This is a genomic window from Poriferisphaera sp. WC338 (assembly GCF_050931845.1).
In the GTDB taxonomy this organism is placed as follows: Bacteria; Planctomycetota; Phycisphaerae; order Phycisphaerales; family Phycisphaeraceae; genus Poriferisphaera.
This window is the reverse complement of sequence record NZ_CP194516.1, coordinates 2,838,988-2,853,741: the sequence shown is the minus strand read 5'-3', so window position 1 is coordinate 2,853,741 and position 14,754 is coordinate 2,838,988. Positions and strand designations below refer to the sequence as shown.

Below are 14,754 nucleotides of genomic sequence, written 5' to 3'. Positions count from 1 at the left end.
AAAGGCCCCATGGAAAATCGCTTCGGACTCAAAGATTTCATCGTCATTGTCCTACTCGTCGGCATCATTGTTTCCATCTGGCTCGGCATCAAAGCTTTTGATCGCCAATGGTCCGATGTCAAAGCCACGAAAACGCAGGTCTCACAGCTCACCACCGAGCAGGCCCGTCTCCGAAATGAACTTTTTGCCATTCAAGATCGCATCGACGACCTCCCCAGTAAAATTTCCAAGCAATCCGCCGGCGTTTCCTCCGCGCAGATGCAAGCATTGCTCGAACAAATTGCCGCGCTCCAATCCACAGAAAAACTTACTGACGCACAACTCGCTGAATTAAAACAAAAGCAGGAAGCGCTCAAAACCGCCGCCCTCGAACAACAATCCGCCGCTGAGGCCTCCGGTGAAACCAATACTGAATCCATCCAACAAACTGACCCCTTCATCCGCCTAAAAGCTGCACATGATACTCCTGGTTTCGCCACCGGCGGTACATTTATCGACGCTTTTGCCACGAAGGTTGCCTCACTTACGCCGCATGTATCTTCAGGCACGCTTTATTCCACACGTGTTCAAGAATTTGTTTTACAAGCACTTTTAGGTCGCGACCCTGAATCGCTGGAGATGATTCCCGTTCTTGCAAAGAGTTGGACAGTTTCAGATGACGGGCTCATATTCACCTACAAACTCCGCCGCAATGCGGTCTTCTCCGACGGTGAACCTGTGACCTCTGCCGACATTCTTTATGGCTGGGACCTCATCAATAACCCAGAGTTTGACGCTCCCGTCGACCGGTTTTTCTATGAGCCCATCGAATCGGTCGCCGCACCTGATGAATATACCATCGTCGTTAAAATGAAGCGGCCCTACTACTCTTCTCTCAATCTCTCAGGTTCCCTCATCGCGCTCCCCAAACATTTCTATAGCAAGTTCTCCATGAAAGAACTTAACACTAGACCCGGCCTTCTCATGGGCTCTGGACCCTACCGCATGCCCGACCCTGAAAACTGGGCTCCCGGCAAGCTTATCGAGCTTGTCCGCAATGAACGCTTTTGGGGGCCGCAGCCTGGCTTCGATCGGCTTATCTGGCGCGAAGTCTCAGAAGATGTTGCTCGCCTCACGATGTTCCGTAACGGAGAGATTGATCTGTTTGTCTCCACCAGTAACCCGCAGCAATTTGAAAACCTACAAAAAGAACCTGAGATGCAGAAGAAGGCGAACTTCTTCTCCTACAACCTCATCCCTTCCGGGTACTCCTTCATCGCTTGGAACCAAAACCATAACGGATCACCTACCATCTTCGCGGATAAACGTGTTCGTCAGGCCATGACCTACCTCACGCCACGCGCGGCAATGGCCAAAGAAATCTTCCTCGGCTACTCCACCGTTGCAGATGGACCATTCGATAATGCCGGACCGCAAGCGGCTCAAGATATTTCCCCTCGCCCCTTTGATGTCGCTAAAGGCCGTGCCATTCTCGCTGAAGCCGGTTGGACATTAAACAAAGATAACATCCTTGAGAACAAAGATGGTGAAATTTTCACATTCGTCTTCACCTATCCCGCCAGCGACAAAATCTACGAACGTATTTCCCTTTTCCTCAAAGATGCTTATGCCAAAGCTGGCATTGTCATGCAGCCCAATCCGCTCGAATTTTCCGTCATGATCTCTCGTCTTAACGAACGTGATTTTGAAGCCATCATGCTCGGCTGGGGCGGTGGTGCCGTCGAAAAAGACATTCGGCAAATCTTCCATTCCTCACAGATGGCAGCCAGCGCTAACAACTTTATTTCCTACAACAACCCAGAACTCGACAAACTCATCGACCTTGCCCGCGATACGGTTAACGAAGAAGAACGCATGCCTATCTGGCAAGACTGCCACCGTATACTTTATGAGGATCAGCCTTATACCTTCATGTTCCGACGCAAAACCCTATGGATTATCAACAACCGTGTGAAGAATATCCTTCCCGTCACCGAAGGGCTTAATACTCGCGATGAATGGTTTGTCCCCAAAGCACAACAGATTCAGCGATACTAACGGCCGTTTTAAATTGCTATTGAAGTCGCATCAGTCAAAACTGGATCACGACTAAAACCATGCTTACCTACATCATCCGACGCATCCTGCTCATGTTCCCTACGCTCATCGGCATCACGCTTGTTGTGTTTTTTGTCATGGCACTCTCACCTGGCGGCGTCGCTGGGCCGCAACTTTTTGGTGGCGAAATGGATTCCGAACAGGGTCGCATCATGCAAGAGTATTACAACTCTCGCTACGGTCTCGACAAACCCATTCCCATCCAATATCTCAACTGGCTTAACCAGATTTCTCCCCTCGGCTTTGAAGTCATCTATGAAGACGGCAAGCGATCGCTCGGTTCCTTCGGCTTCAAATGGCCTGATCTTGGCGACTCCTTCTCCAAAGGCAGGCCCGTTACCACGCTCTACGGCGAAGCACTTCCGGTCACACTCTTACTCAATGGACTTTCTGTCCCCATCATCTACCTTATTGCAATTTTCTCCGGTGTCTACGCTGCCAAACACCGTGGCAAAGCGATCGATATCGTCTCTGGCACATCATTCCTCACACTCTGGTCCATCCCAACCATCTGGTCCGGCGTTCTCCTCATCGGTTTTCTTTGTAGCGACAAATATCTTCACTGGTTTCCCGCCTCCGGCCTCTCCTCCGTTGCCGCAAACTATCAGCCCTTCCTGCCTCACTTCGCCGATACAGGCTTCCAAGTAGGCTGGCTCCTCGATCGACTCTGGCATCTAATCCTTCCTGTATTCTGTCTTTCCTACGGCTCCTTTGCCTTCATCTCCAAACTCACACGTGCCTCCGTCCTCGAGAACCTTTCCGCTGACTTTGTCCGTACTGCACGTGCCAAGGGCGTTACACAAAAAAACGCGCTTTGGCAGCACGCCTTCCGAAATTCACTCCTCCCACTCATCACCGTTGCCGCCACCGTCATCCCCGGACTCCTCGCTGGCTCTATCATCGTCGAAAAAATATTCTCCATTCAAGGCATGGGCCTTCTCATGGTTGATGCGATCTTTGCACGTGACCGTGACCTCGTTCTTGCTGGAACTCTGATTTCCGGCGTTATCACCCTTATCTGCATCCTCATCGCAGACCTCTGCTACGCCATTGTTGATCCAAGGGTGAGCTATGAATAAACAAACCAACACCACGACTGATCAGGTTAAGGAGCGCATGTTTTCGCCGCGTCGCTCATACATCACCCGTGTTATCTATGGCACACTCGGTGCAACCGGCGCACGCATCGGCATCATTTGGCTCGCTATCATCACACTCTTTGCCGTTCTCGCGCCCTTCATTGCCAACTCTTTCCCCTTCATCATCAAACATACCGACGGCCACACCACCTTCCCGCTCTTCAAGCATCTCTCTCCGACAGATGTTGCGCTACCTATCATCGCCTTCACTACCCTAATACTCTTTTTCCTGAAAAAATTTCTGCAGCGAAACGTTGGTTGGCCTACTTTATCGCCGTCGCGCTTACCCTCACTCTCTGCTACACCTTCGTCAAGCCTCCGCTCACTTTTATTTACGAAACCCCTCGGCAATTAGCTGCAAGCAACCAAGTCCAATGGTCCCTCAGCACTCTTATCCCTTTTTCACCTTCTGATCGGCAACGCGACGTCCCCGATACAAATCTCAAGGCACCCTCAAAAACACACTGGCTCGGCACTGATGAAAACGGTGCCGATGTTCTCTCGCGGCTCATCTGGGCTTCGCGTATCGCCATGTCCATCGGTTTCATCGCTACCGGCATCGCACTTGTCATCGGCGTTATCCTCGGCGGGCTTATGGGTTATTTTTCCGGCTTCTTCGATCTCATTGGTATGCGACTCGTGGAAATTCTAGAGTCTATTCCACAGCTCTATCTCTTGCTCACCTTTGTTGCCTTCTTCGATCGCAACCTCTATCTCATGATGGTGATAATCGGTCTCACTTCATGGTCAGGATACACACGCTTTATTCGTGCCGAATTTCTCAAAATCAGAAAAATGGATTATGTCCAAGCTACTCACGCACTTGGACTCCCTCTTCGCTCCATTCTCTTCAAACACATGCTCCCTAACGGTATCGCTCCCGTTCTTGTCACTGCATCTTTTGGTATAGCATCTGCCATTCTCGCCGAAGCCTTCCTATCCTTCCTCGGGCTTGGTATCGTCGATAAGCCTTCATGGGGGCAAATGCTCTCGCAATCTACCGGTGCCTCTGGTGGCTTTACTTGGTGGATGGCCATCTTCCCCGGACTCGCTATCTTCCTCACCGTCTTTTCATACAACCTCATCGGCGAAGCACTCCGCGACACCATTGACCCCTACACACAAAAAACTTAGTGAGCATAAGTAACTCAAAAAGACTATAAAAACAGGTTAGAACAGAACTCGATCCTCACACAGGTAAGACATATGAGCCAGCAAGAAGTTAAGCCCATCCTCACCATCAATGAGCTGTCCGTATCCTTCCCCGGGCCCGGTGGCAAACGCAACCGTGCCGTTGATAATGTCAACCTCACCGTTTATCCTCGCCAAACACTTGCTGTCGTCGGTGAATCTGGCTCTGGCAAGTCTGTTTCTGCGATGTCCATTCTTCAACTTATTCCTACGCCCCCTGGTTCCTATGATCGCGGCTCTATTAACTGGCAACCTGATGCTGCAGATCCACCCGTCGATTTACTTCAATATAACGATAAACAGATGCGAGCCATCCGTGGCAATCAGATCGCCATGATCTTTCAAGAGCCCATGACCTCTCTTAATCCTGTTTACACCATTGGTGACCAAATCATTGAAGCCGTTCGACTCCACCAGAACGTTACCAAAGCACAGTCCATCGACATTGCCATTAAAGCACTCACCGATGTTGGCATTGCCGCACCCGAATCGCGACTCAAAGAATATCCTCATCAACTTTCCGGTGGTATGCGCCAGCGTGTTATGATCGCTATGGCGCTTGCCTGCCAACCTAAACTCCTTCTCGCCGATGAACCCACCACCGCGCTCGATGTCACCATCCAGGCGCAAATCCTCGAACTGCTTCGTCATCTTCAAGACACCAAGGACATGGGCATCATTCTCATCACCCATGATCTCGGTGTGGTTGCAGAGAACGCCGACGTGGTGGCTGTTATGTATGCTGGCCGTGTATGCGAATTCGCTTCGGTTTATGATATTTTTGATCGCCCGCTTCACCCCTACACCCGTGGGTTGCTCCGGTCCATGCCCGTCCTCGGTCAAGAAGTGACGCGCCTTCCCACGGTAACTGATGGTGCAACTGTTCCTGAAGATTTTCCTTCCGGCTACAACGTTGAGCCACATGTCACTACCCCAGACCCCGAAGTTGGCTACGGCGGCAAAGACGCACGCCTCTATGAAGTTGAACCTAATCATTGGGTGCTTTGTACACCGCAGCCGGGTAACGACATTCAATCTTCACACCCTGGCCGTAATTTCCGACGTGAACCCATTGCACATTCATAAACATACGAGCTGAAAACATTGCTATCAAAAAAACACGACTATTTATAGTCGTGTTTTTTTGTATTAACTTAAATGTTATCTGCACCTTCACGATGTTCGTTTACGTCTGAGCAATCCGATTCCGCCTAAGCCAATGAGCGTCAAACTTGCAGGCTCAGGAATCGGTACGAAAACATGACAATTCTGGCGACAAGATGCGAAAAGTAGGTTCCGATGGTGAGCCTGTTTCGCGCACTAAAAAAAGCTCGTTTAACCCTGAAAAACAAGGTAAAAACGAGCTTTTCGAAGCGGTGGGGGTGGGATTCGAACCCACGGTACACCGAAGTGTACGCCGGTTTTCAAAACCGGTCCATTCAACCGCTCTGGCACCCCACCGTTGTAGAGTTTTGATACTGCCCGGTTGAACAGTTGTAACTTTATATTGTTATTGTCCCAGATTACGTGTGGTAAACGTTTACCGGGAGGACAAATCATAGATGATTTACATCTGAGGCGGGTAGTTTATCAAAAAAATGAGTGCCTGCACCATTTTGCAGCTAAACGTGCAAAAAGTGGAGGAGAAGCTTTTTGCAGACAGCGTCTGTAATGCCTTTTGTGGTAAACCATGTGCATAACTCAACCTTTATAAATAACCGGTTTAAGGTCGCTTCATGTACGGCATATACGAGGCTATGTAAGTTATGGCAGAGCATGAGTATGCCTACTTACGATCATCAGTTACGATCGGCGGCCTAAGGGGAAAAATGTGGATAAGACATTAGCCTAGGATTAACATGTGTTTACGTACATTCGGGTGATTTGAGACATGATTCTTATGGCCTGGGGTACTCACATGTTTGACATGACTGCTGACTCCTGTAAACTCTTCCCTCCTCACTGAGTGACGCAAACAACTCGCTCACGGGACTGGGCTTAAGCAAATCGTCCCCCGATTTTCGCTGTCGCCAAGAATTGATTTTCCACACAGCCTTCACCGGCTTGACAGGAAGCATTCAAAAGTTAAAATTCTCGACTCGCTGCAAGTGACAATTCCCTTGATAACGCAAGGAAATCATCACCTGTAGCGACAGGATTCGCCAAAGTCAGAACTGTCTGGCCCAAAGCGATTTAGCTCATTGAAAAGTGGATAGGTCAGATGATGCACAATCCCAATTTAGCATCATCTGTGCTGTAAACCGAGTCATCGAATTGCCAGAGGTAATTTAATACTGATCGGCCAGGAACCAATACCCCGGTTTTTGGTCGGGATGATTAAGCTACTAAGAGCATACGGTGGATGAATTGGCATTAAGAGGCGATGAAAGACGTTGTAGCCTGCGATAAGCCACAGGGAGCTGGCAAACAAGCTTTGATCTGTGGATTTCTGAATGGGGAAACCCGGCTCTTCGGAGTCATCCATACCTGAATGTATAGGGTATGGAAGCGAACCTAGCGAACTGAAACATCTAAGTAGCTAGAGGAATAGAAAGAAACCTCGATTCCGTCAGTAGCGGCGAGCGAAATCGGAATAGCCCAAACCAGCCTTCGGGCTGGGGTTGCGGGCACCAATGTGGTACTGGGAAAATCGTTGTGAACGCTTTGGAAAGAGCGACCAGAGAAGGTGACAGTCCTGTAACGATAATAGAACCAGACCTAGGTGTACCAGAGTAGCGTCGAGCTCGTGGAACTCGGCGTGAAGCTGGAGGGTCCACCCTCCAAGGCTAAATACTACTTAATGACCGATAGCGTAACAGTAGGGTGACTGAAATTTGAAAAGTTCCCCGAAAGGGAAGTCAAAAGTACCTGAAACCGTATGCTTACAAACTGTGGGAGCATCTCCTCGGAGGTGTGACCGCGTGCCTTTTGCATAATGAGCCGGCGAGTTAATTTTTGTGGCAAGGTTAAGTCTTATCCAGACGTAGCCGAAGCGAAAGCGAGTCTTAAATGGGCGCCCAGTCGCAGGAATTAGACGCGAAACCAGGTGATCTACCCATGGCCAGGTTGAAGGAAGGGTAAAACCTTCTGGAGGACCGCACCCGTCAACGTTGAAAAGTTGTGGGATGAGCTGTGGGGAGGAGTCAAAGTCTAATCAAACCTGGAGATATCTCGTTCTCCTCGAAATAGCTTTAGGGCTAGCCTCGTGTTATAGCGTATGGGGGTAGAGCCACTGATTGGGGATGGGGCGGCTATGCTGTACCCACTCCAGCCAAACTCCGAATACCATACGCCTCTATCACGGGAGTCAGACTGCGGGGGATAATCTTCGTAGTCAAGAGGGAAACAACCCAGACCGCCAGCTAAGGTCCCCAATTTTTACTTAGTTCTTAAGGAAGTTAGGATGCAGTGACAGCCAGGATGTTGGCTTAGAAGCAGCCACCATTTAAAGAGTGCGTAATAGCTCACTGGTCGAGGATCCTAGCGCCGATAATGATCGGGAATAAGTAAAAAACCGAAGCTGCGGAATATTTATATTGGTAGAGGAGCGTTGTTATCAGCGGTGAAGCGAAACGGGCAACGTTTCGTGGAGCGGTAACAAGTGATTATGCCGGCTTGAGTAACGATAAAACAGGTGAAAATCCTGTTCGCCGAAAGCCTAAGGTTTCCTGGGGAAGGTAAATCCGCCCAGGGTTAGTCGGACCCTAAGTCGAGGCTGAAAAGCGTAGACGATGGATAGCAGGTTAATATTCCTGCACCACTTAGTGAGGTTGAAGCAACGTGACGGATTCGTGTGGTTAAGCGTCCGATTAGACGTGGACGTTCCCGCAAGGGCGAGGACCTAGAGCCATAAGTTAGCGAAACGAGTCCCCAGAAATAGCGTTTGTGGACGATCTAAGTGCCCGTACTAAAACTGACACAGGTAGGCGTGGTGAATAACCTCAGGCGCTCGAGAGAACGGTTGTTAAGGAATTAGGCAAATTAACCCCGTACGTTCGCAATAAGGGGGCCCTCACTCTTCGGAGAAGGGCGCAGAGAAAAGGCTCTGGGGACTGTTTATCAAAAACACAGGACTGTGCAAACTCGCAAGAGGAAGTATACAGTCTGACGCCTGCTCGATGCCGGAATGTTAAGGAAGTAGGTTAGCTTCGGCGAAGCTTACGACTAAAGCACCGGTCAATGGCGGCCGTAACTATGACGGTCCTAAGGTAGCGAAGTTCCTTGTCGGGTAAGTTCCGACGCGCATGAATGGCGTAACCACTGGAGCACTGTCTCAACAACCGACTCGGTGAAATAGAAGTCGCGGTGAAGATACCGCGTACCCGCAGCAAGACGGAAAGACCCCGTGGACCTTCACTGTAGGCTGATATTGGCCAAGGTTTTAAACTGCGTAGGATAGGTGGGAGGCTTTGAACCCAGGATTCTGGTCCTGGTGGAGCCATCCTTGAAATACCACCCTGTTTATAATTTTGACCTAACTTGGATCCCATGAATCTGGGCCGAGGACAGTGTTAGCTGGGCAGTTTGACTGGGGCGGTCTCCTCCTAAAAGGTAACGGAGGAGCGCAAAGGTTGGCTCAGCACGTTTGGAAATCGTGTTTCGAGTGTAAGAGCACAAGCCAGCTTTACTGCGAGACATACTCGTCGAGCAGTCACGAAAGTGGGCTCTAGTGATCCGGTAGTCCCGTGTGGAAGGGCTATCGCTCAACGGATAAAAGGTACCCCGGGGATAACAGGCTGATCGCTTCCGAGCGTCCATAGCGGCGAAGCGGTTTGGCACCTCGATGTCGGCTCGTCTCATCCTGGGGCTGTAGGCGGTCCCAAGGGTTGGGCTGTTCGCCCATTAAAGAGGCACGCGAGCTGGGTTCAGACCGGCGTGAGCCAGGTCGGTCCCTATCTGCTGTGGGCGTAGCAATATTGAGAGGATTCTTCTTTAGTACGAGAGGATTAGGAAGGACGTACCCCTGGTGCGCCAGTTGGACTGCTAAGTCCACCGCTGGGTAGCTAAGTACGGCAGGGATAACCGCTGAAAGCATCTAAGTGGGAAGCCCCCCTCGAGATTATTATTGCATGCACTTTATTGTGTGAGAGACCCCTGGTAGACCACCAGGTTGATAGGTCACAGGTGTAAGGGTCGAGAAACCCTCAGCTGAGTGATACTAACGGTCGATCGCTTAATCATTCCGACCAAGAATCGTCTAACGATTCCTGCGTCGGTCATGCCTCTAAGCATTCATGACGGATTTGCAGCACAGACCCCTAAAGCCTGGGTCAGGTCCCCCCCCAACCCACCTGATTCAGGCGCTTTTCAACAATGGTTGAAAGCACGGATTACATCTGACCATCCACTCGATAGCAAGTGGACGGTAACGCTTAATTGCGTTCCCGCCCTTTGCCGGTGACGATAGAGATGAGGCCACACCCGATCCCATACCGAACTCGGAAGTTAAGCTCATCTCGCCGATGATAGTGCCACTGCGCGAAAGTAGGTTATTGCCGGCTTATATGAACCCTTCAAGGTAAACCTTGGAGGGTTCTTTTTTGCGCGCATAATTAGATGAGGGTATCTAGTAACGTGTACTTTGTGCCTATGAAGTTGAGCGGTATGTTGAGCGAGTTTGCTTGCAGTTGTGGATTTGCTGCTTACATCGTGTCGTGTTTGGTGGATCGAATAGCGACGAACCAATCATATGCTCGTTTAAGGATGGCGCGTTGAAAAGTGTAAGCTAGTATGCTTATGTTGGCTTGCGGATTTGGATCAGTGTTTTAATGAGCAATACAATTAGTTCGCGTGGTGCAGCTTGCGTGAGGTAGCTTTCGATTTCCTTTGGGAGTGTGATTGCATCGGATTGAGATTGAACATTGAGATCATGGACGTTTTTCTCCAGCCAGCCTGTTAGAAATGCAAATAGTTCTGGATCAAGCATCGCTTCATAAGCAGAGAGTTGTGCGTGCTTGTTATCGTGTTTTTGATTGTTGTGATTTTCAGACATGATTCTTCCTTCTGTAAACAGAAGGTATTGATGCAAGCTGAATACCTTACGGGAGAAAATGTGAGACTGAGCTAAATGATCGGAATGGTTTACATGAACAGGGGGGATTTGAAAAAGATTGCGCAAGCCGTTTGTTGCTAACGGGAATTTCGGTATAGATTGTGTTAAAGAAATGCGCATCGCAAAAATCAAAGTGACTGCGTCATCTCAAAATGATCTTACAGAATTAAAGTAGTTGTAGATTGAATGTAAAGATAGACGCAATGTATAGAATGATACTTTATTTATAGGCTATTAAGGATTTAAGCTTCATCGTCGTGGTGGTCTGTATCACCCCATTCTTCTGCTTCGCCATTATAATCGTGTGTGATTTCTTCGCCGGGTTGGATGTCTTTGAGTGCGATGACTTCGCCGTCGTCGAAGTAAGCTGCATTGGGTTGGCCAGAATGATTGATGAAACGCAGATCATTGAGGACGCGAATGCCAAGGTCATCGGTTAACCAAAGTACATGCGGTCCATCTTCATGGGTGGGTGTGCCAACGATGCGGCCGATGATGGTCCCCTCATTGATGTGCTCATATGCAAAAAGGCCACGGCCATGAATAGCGCTGTTTTGAACACAGGCGAGTGGAGATACGCCGTGGTGGGTGATTTCAAAAGATGAATCGGAAGTGATCTGAGCCGGTACTTGGTCGGCAACTACTTCAATCATAATTAAGACTCTTATGAAAAGCGTAAAGTATGCTTTTGAAAATATTCTTACATCCCAACCACATTGATTTAGGGCCAACACGTTAATCGTTCTGATCTAACCTGTAAAGGCCTGGGGCATCCTATTCATCGTATTCTTGCAAATCAATCTTCAATTATGATTAAAGATGTGCGAGTTAAAATAAGTTGTTCGTTAAGCATTGTTTTTATGTGGATGAGATTGCTACATAGTCTTGGTGTTTAGGTAATCTATGTCGTTTGTATTAATGCTTGAGTAAACTGAATTATGCGCATAAAAAAAACCCCTGGTCGTCGGGGGGGTCCAGTTAACTAACGACCAGAGGTACGGTTTTTAGATTTTGGCAAGGTTGATGTTGAGTAACACAACTTTGCTTTCTTTTTCACCTCCGGTGCCCTTCTAAATGTCACTATCGGCCTCGATCCGTTCCCATCATGAACCATAACACAGAAAAACACCCTCCGGATTTTCGCCAATCGGAGAGCGTATAACTATTAAGGACAGTGCTTAAGGGATGTCGAAAGTGCTTTTCTATGGATTGTGTTGAGATTTAGGCGGCCTGCGTCGTTGGATTCGCCGTTGTGGCGAGGCGGTTCTTACGCCGTTTGATGAATGTGTAGATGATGAGTGCTGTGAGGCCGAGGAATAGTGTGATGCCGACGACGGGGATGAGAATCAGTGCGAGCGAGAGGCCAGTACTTGCGGTGGTTTCAATGGTTGAGACGACGGGGTTACCTAAGCCGCCTGTGGTAGCTGTGCTAACCAGTCGTGTGACGACGGTGGTGGCTTGTGTGGCTGCTGCCGCACCGCCTCCACCGATGGCTGCGATGCTCCATTGAAGTGCACTACCCATGTCTCCGGGGATGATGGCTGCAGTGGCCAGTGTTCCTGCAATCAGCGCAGCGGGTGTGGCGACAGAATCGAGTGCGTTGTCGATCCATGGGACGTAATAGCCGCCGATTTCAGCAGCGGTTGCAACGCTGAGCATCACGATGGCGGGCCAACTGCCTAGCCAAGACATGTTTTCAGAGAGTTCGATGGCGCCACTTTGGCCAGCGATGGACATGGCAAGCAATGGGATAAACACACGGAATCCACATGCGGAAGCGAGTCCGATCCCGACGAGACTGGCAAAAACGATTTGAATGGCATCCATATGATGGCCCCTTATTGTTTCAGTTAGCAGTCGCTATTATTTTACCGCAATGCATGCTGCAGATGCAGGAATTTTGGGTTATGCAGGCGCAGATTTGGGCTGGGTGTGTGGGTGAGGGGATTTAAACGCGGTTTTCTTTTGTATGTTTACATCGGTGTTTTATAGTCCTGTTGTGAAACCTTTGGTGGGCCTGCCTTCGATGTAAGCGTATGAGGAGAGGATATGCCAATGTGATCGCCTGTTTGTTGTGGTGGGGTTATTGCTGCCGTTTTAATGATATTTACGGGGACGTTGGGTTTGGCCGAGGCGGAGGATGTCTTTTCGTGGGGCATTCATTAGTCAATTCAGCGATGCCTTGGATGATTCACGAGGCGCTAAAGAGGAGCGGGACAGCACATGATTATCGTGTGCAGCAATATCCGGGTGCGAAGATCAAATGGAACTGGGTGAAGCGAAACGATGCGGATGGTAATTTGACGGACAAGTTCACGTCGGCGAATCATGCGACGCAGGGCTTGCCGAATGGGCGAGGAGTATGGCGCTAACCGTTGACTAGATGCGAAATGTTTATGAACGCGCGGTGAGAACGGCGCGTTTTTTTATGTGCAGAAGGTGAGAAGGGGGATGGATTAGCTTTCGGGGAGTGCGTAGGTGGCAGCTGCGTCGTTGAGGAGTTTGGGATCAGGCTTGCGGCCGGTGATGGATTCGGCGATGCGGGCGGCGTGGATGTGACAGTTTTCGATGAAGACGAGGAAGCGTTTCTGCGTGCCGCCGATGGCAGTGCCGGCAACGTAGACATTTTCGATGTTGGTTTGCATGGTTCTCGGATCGAAATGTGGGCGGCGGTTGGGTCCTTCAAGTTGAACGCCGAGCTGATTGAAGAGGGCGTCGTCTTGCTCATAGCCAGTGAGGAGGAGGACGAAGTCGGTGTCGATGATTTGAGGTTCTGCGTTCGGATTAATGATCATGTTGTCAGGTTGATTGTTGTTGGTTTGTGACCATGAAACAGAAGAGAGGGTGGTTTGATGTGGTGCGATGGCGGTGGGGATGACGTTGGGGAGAAAATTGATTTTGCCGGCTTTGATGAGCGAACGGATCTCGGGGTAGAGCCAATATTTAACATGGGTTTTATCAAAATTGTCACGGCGGTAGGCGATGGTGACCTTGGCGCCGGCATGGTAACAGCGGATGGCGGCTTCGACAGCAGAATTTTTGCCGCCAATGATAAGGAGCTTTTGGTTGAAGTACTGGTGGGGTTCATCGAAATAGTGCGAGACGTGAGGGAGGTCTTCGCCAGGGATATTGAGTTTGTGTGGACGGTGCATGTCGCCGATGGCTAGAACGAGATTATCGCAGGTATACTGGCAGGATTCACCGTTGAGTTTGCTTGTTTTAATTGTGAAAGTATTAAAACTATTTTTATTGATTGAAATGACATTTTCAAAGGTGTTGATTGCGAGGTTGTAGTGTTGGACAACGGAGCGGAGATAGGCGAGATATTGTTCGCGAGAGGCTTTCTCCTGGTTAGGTGTGGTGAGGGGGAGCCCGGCAATGGCGATGCGTTCAGGAGAAGAGAAGAAGCGGACTTGTTTGGGGTACCAAGTGATGGTCTGGCCAATCTGACCCGCATCAATGTGGAGGTAATCGTGGTTTAAGTTTTGGAGACAGACAGCAAGTTCGAGGCCGATGGGGCCGGCGCCGATAATGATGGTGGGGTGATGGTCGTGTTGATGCGTCATGCGAAGAGCCTCGTTGAATCATAGGAGCGTTGATGCAGATTCATGATACAAAGAGGTGTGAAGGGGGAAAAGAAAAAGACGCCGTGGTTGGCGTCCTTTGGTATATGAGCGTTTTTGGGATGAAGCTTACATATTGTGTGCTTCGATGAACCAAAGCCATTTATCGACCTTGCCGCCGATTTGGGTGTAGAGGTCCGCGGTGACGGGGTCTTCCATCTGATCAGTCTTTTCAATACTAAGTCGCATTTCATTGCTGAAGTGCGAGAGCGCTTCTGAGAGAGCTTTGACGTGGCCGGGGCTGTCGGTGAGGTCGAGTGGGTAGTCGGAGAGGGATGAGGTTTGGGCGGCATGTTTGAGTGTGCCGTGAACTTGACCACCAAGTTGAGCGATACGTTCGGCGAGATCGTCGATGTATTCAATGACTTCTTCTGCGACATCGTCGAAAAGTTTGTGTAGGGCGATGAAGTCTGGTCCGCGGACATTCCAATGAGCTTGTTTGATCTGGAAGTAGAGATCTGAAGCATCGGCAACGGATTGATTGAGGATAGGGATGACCTTCTCACGGGTATGAGCTTCGAGGGGTTGATAGGTTTTGTGCATGACGACATCGGCATTCTTAGTTTTTGTACTGGTAACCATGTTACTGATTCCTTTTGTTGAGTCATTCTCTGGACTGTGTTTGTGGATGCAAGCCTTTAAGGCTTGATAG

General features: G+C 49.5%; 11 protein-coding genes, 1 tRNA gene, 2 rRNA genes and 1 pseudogene. 8 read left to right on the top strand and 7 right to left on the bottom strand.

Annotated features, from left to right (window positions below):
- Window positions 1-9: 9 nt before the first annotated feature.
- The 5 genes and pseudogenes from ACQ6WK_RS11690 (at window position 10) to ACQ6WK_RS11670 (ending at window position 5,513) form a co-directional block, all read left to right on the top strand.
- The gene (locus tag ACQ6WK_RS11690; protein ID WP_432797558.1) at window positions 10-2,037 is read left to right on the top strand and encodes an ABC transporter substrate-binding protein; all 2,028 of its coding nucleotides are present in this window, start codon (window positions 10-12) and stop codon (window positions 2,035-2,037) included.
- 59 nt (window positions 2,038-2,096) lie between these two features.
- On the top strand, window positions 2,097-3,176 hold the full coding sequence (locus ACQ6WK_RS11685; RefSeq protein WP_432797557.1) for an ABC transporter permease: 1,080 nt from the start codon (window positions 2,097-2,099) through the stop codon (window positions 3,174-3,176).
- Window positions 3,169-3,591 (top strand): hypothetical protein, encoded by a 423-nt coding sequence (locus ACQ6WK_RS11680; RefSeq protein ID WP_432797556.1) that lies wholly within the window; start codon window positions 3,169-3,171, stop codon window positions 3,589-3,591. Before ACQ6WK_RS11685 ends, ACQ6WK_RS11680 begins: the two co-directional genes overlap by 8 nt.
- A 38-nt stretch (window positions 3,592-3,629) precedes the next feature.
- Window positions 3,630-4,370, top strand: a pseudogene (locus ACQ6WK_RS11675) (ABC transporter permease); the annotation flags it as partial.
- Window positions 4,371-4,442: 72 nt separating this feature from the next.
- Window positions 4,443-5,513 (top strand): ABC transporter ATP-binding protein, encoded by a 1,071-nt coding sequence (locus ACQ6WK_RS11670; protein WP_432797555.1) that lies wholly within the window; start codon window positions 4,443-4,445, stop codon window positions 5,511-5,513.
- An 87-nt stretch (window positions 5,514-5,600) separates the two neighbouring features.
- Here the strand turns inward: ACQ6WK_RS11670 and ACQ6WK_RS11665 are convergent, their stop codons facing one another.
- Window positions 5,601-5,675 (bottom strand): PEP-CTERM sorting domain-containing protein, encoded by a 75-nt coding sequence (locus ACQ6WK_RS11665; RefSeq protein WP_432800399.1) that lies wholly within the window; start codon window positions 5,673-5,675, stop codon window positions 5,601-5,603.
- Between the two features lie 126 nt (window positions 5,676-5,801).
- Window positions 5,802-5,888: transfer RNA gene (locus ACQ6WK_RS11660), tRNA-Ser, on the bottom strand.
- Window positions 5,889-6,762: 874 nt separating this feature from the next.
- Between ACQ6WK_RS11660 and ACQ6WK_RS11655 the strand changes: the two genes are divergently transcribed.
- Both ACQ6WK_RS11655 and rrf read left to right on the top strand, forming a co-directional pair.
- Window positions 6,763-9,608 (top strand): 23S ribosomal RNA (locus tag ACQ6WK_RS11655).
- Window positions 9,609-9,820: 212 nt separating this feature from the next.
- Window positions 9,821-9,928: ribosomal RNA gene (gene rrf, locus ACQ6WK_RS11650) — 5S ribosomal RNA — on the top strand.
- Between the two features lie 233 nt (window positions 9,929-10,161).
- On the opposite strand, the gene ACQ6WK_RS11645 is transcribed toward rrf, so the two are convergent.
- The 3 genes from ACQ6WK_RS11645 to ACQ6WK_RS11635 all read right to left on the bottom strand — a co-directional run bounded on the left by ACQ6WK_RS11645 (window position 10,162) and on the right by ACQ6WK_RS11635 (window position 12,306).
- Window positions 10,162-10,419, bottom strand: a complete 258-nt coding sequence (locus ACQ6WK_RS11645) for a hypothetical protein (protein WP_432797554.1) — start codon at window positions 10,417-10,419, stop codon at window positions 10,162-10,164.
- A gap of 302 nt (window positions 10,420-10,721) precedes the next feature.
- The gene (locus tag ACQ6WK_RS11640) at window positions 10,722-11,132 is read right to left on the bottom strand and encodes an SET domain-containing protein (protein ID WP_432797553.1); all 411 of its coding nucleotides are present in this window, start codon (window positions 11,130-11,132) and stop codon (window positions 10,722-10,724) included.
- 568 nt (window positions 11,133-11,700) lie between these two features.
- Complete coding sequence (locus ACQ6WK_RS11635) at window positions 11,701-12,306, bottom strand: DUF4126 domain-containing protein (protein WP_432797552.1); 606 nt, start codon at window positions 12,304-12,306, stop codon at window positions 11,701-11,703.
- Between the two features lie 323 nt (window positions 12,307-12,629).
- On the opposite strand from ACQ6WK_RS11635, the gene ACQ6WK_RS11630 reads away from it, so the two are divergent.
- Entirely contained in the window at window positions 12,630-12,851 is a 222-nt protein-coding gene (locus ACQ6WK_RS11630; protein ID WP_432797551.1) for a hypothetical protein, read from the top strand.
- Window positions 12,852-12,935: 84 nt separating this feature from the next.
- Here ACQ6WK_RS11630 and ACQ6WK_RS11625 read toward each other — a convergent pair whose 3' ends face one another.
- Both ACQ6WK_RS11625 and dps read right to left on the bottom strand, forming a co-directional pair.
- On the bottom strand, window positions 12,936-14,045 hold the full coding sequence (locus ACQ6WK_RS11625) for an NAD(P)-binding domain-containing protein (RefSeq protein WP_432797550.1): 1,110 nt from the start codon (window positions 14,043-14,045) through the stop codon (window positions 12,936-12,938).
- Window positions 14,046-14,171: 126 nt separating this feature from the next.
- Entirely contained in the window at window positions 14,172-14,684 is a 513-nt protein-coding gene (gene dps / locus ACQ6WK_RS11620) for a DNA starvation/stationary phase protection protein Dps (RefSeq protein ID WP_432797549.1), read from the bottom strand.
- Between the last annotated feature and the right edge of the window lie 70 nt (window positions 14,685-14,754).

What these genes read in the sequence shown, in the direction of transcription:
- ACQ6WK_RS11645 (WP_432797554.1), bottom strand. Translation starts at nt 10,419, where the DNA reads ATGTCTGAAAATCACAACAATCAAAAACACGATAACAAGCACGCACAA.
- ACQ6WK_RS11690 (WP_432797558.1), top strand. Translation starts at nt 10, where the DNA reads ATGGAAAATCGCTTCGGACTCAAAGATTTCATCGTCATTGTCCTACTC.
- dps (WP_432797549.1), bottom strand. Translation starts at nt 14,684, where the DNA reads ATGGTTACCAGTACAAAAACTAAGAATGCCGATGTCGTCATGCACAAA.
- ACQ6WK_RS11625 (WP_432797550.1), bottom strand. Translation starts at nt 14,045, where the DNA reads ATGACGCATCAACACGACCATCACCCCACCATCATTATCGGCGCCGGC.
- ACQ6WK_RS11685 (WP_432797557.1), top strand. Translation starts at nt 2,097, where the DNA reads ATGCTTACCTACATCATCCGACGCATCCTGCTCATGTTCCCTACGCTC.
- ACQ6WK_RS11680 (WP_432797556.1), top strand. Translation starts at nt 3,169, where the DNA reads ATGAATAAACAAACCAACACCACGACTGATCAGGTTAAGGAGCGCATG.
- ACQ6WK_RS11635 (WP_432797552.1), bottom strand. Translation starts at nt 12,306, where the DNA reads ATGGATGCCATTCAAATCGTTTTTGCCAGTCTCGTCGGGATCGGACTC.
- ACQ6WK_RS11640 (WP_432797553.1), bottom strand. Translation starts at nt 11,132, where the DNA reads ATGATTGAAGTAGTTGCCGACCAAGTACCGGCTCAGATCACTTCCGAT.
- ACQ6WK_RS11670 (WP_432797555.1), top strand. Translation starts at nt 4,443, where the DNA reads ATGAGCCAGCAAGAAGTTAAGCCCATCCTCACCATCAATGAGCTGTCC.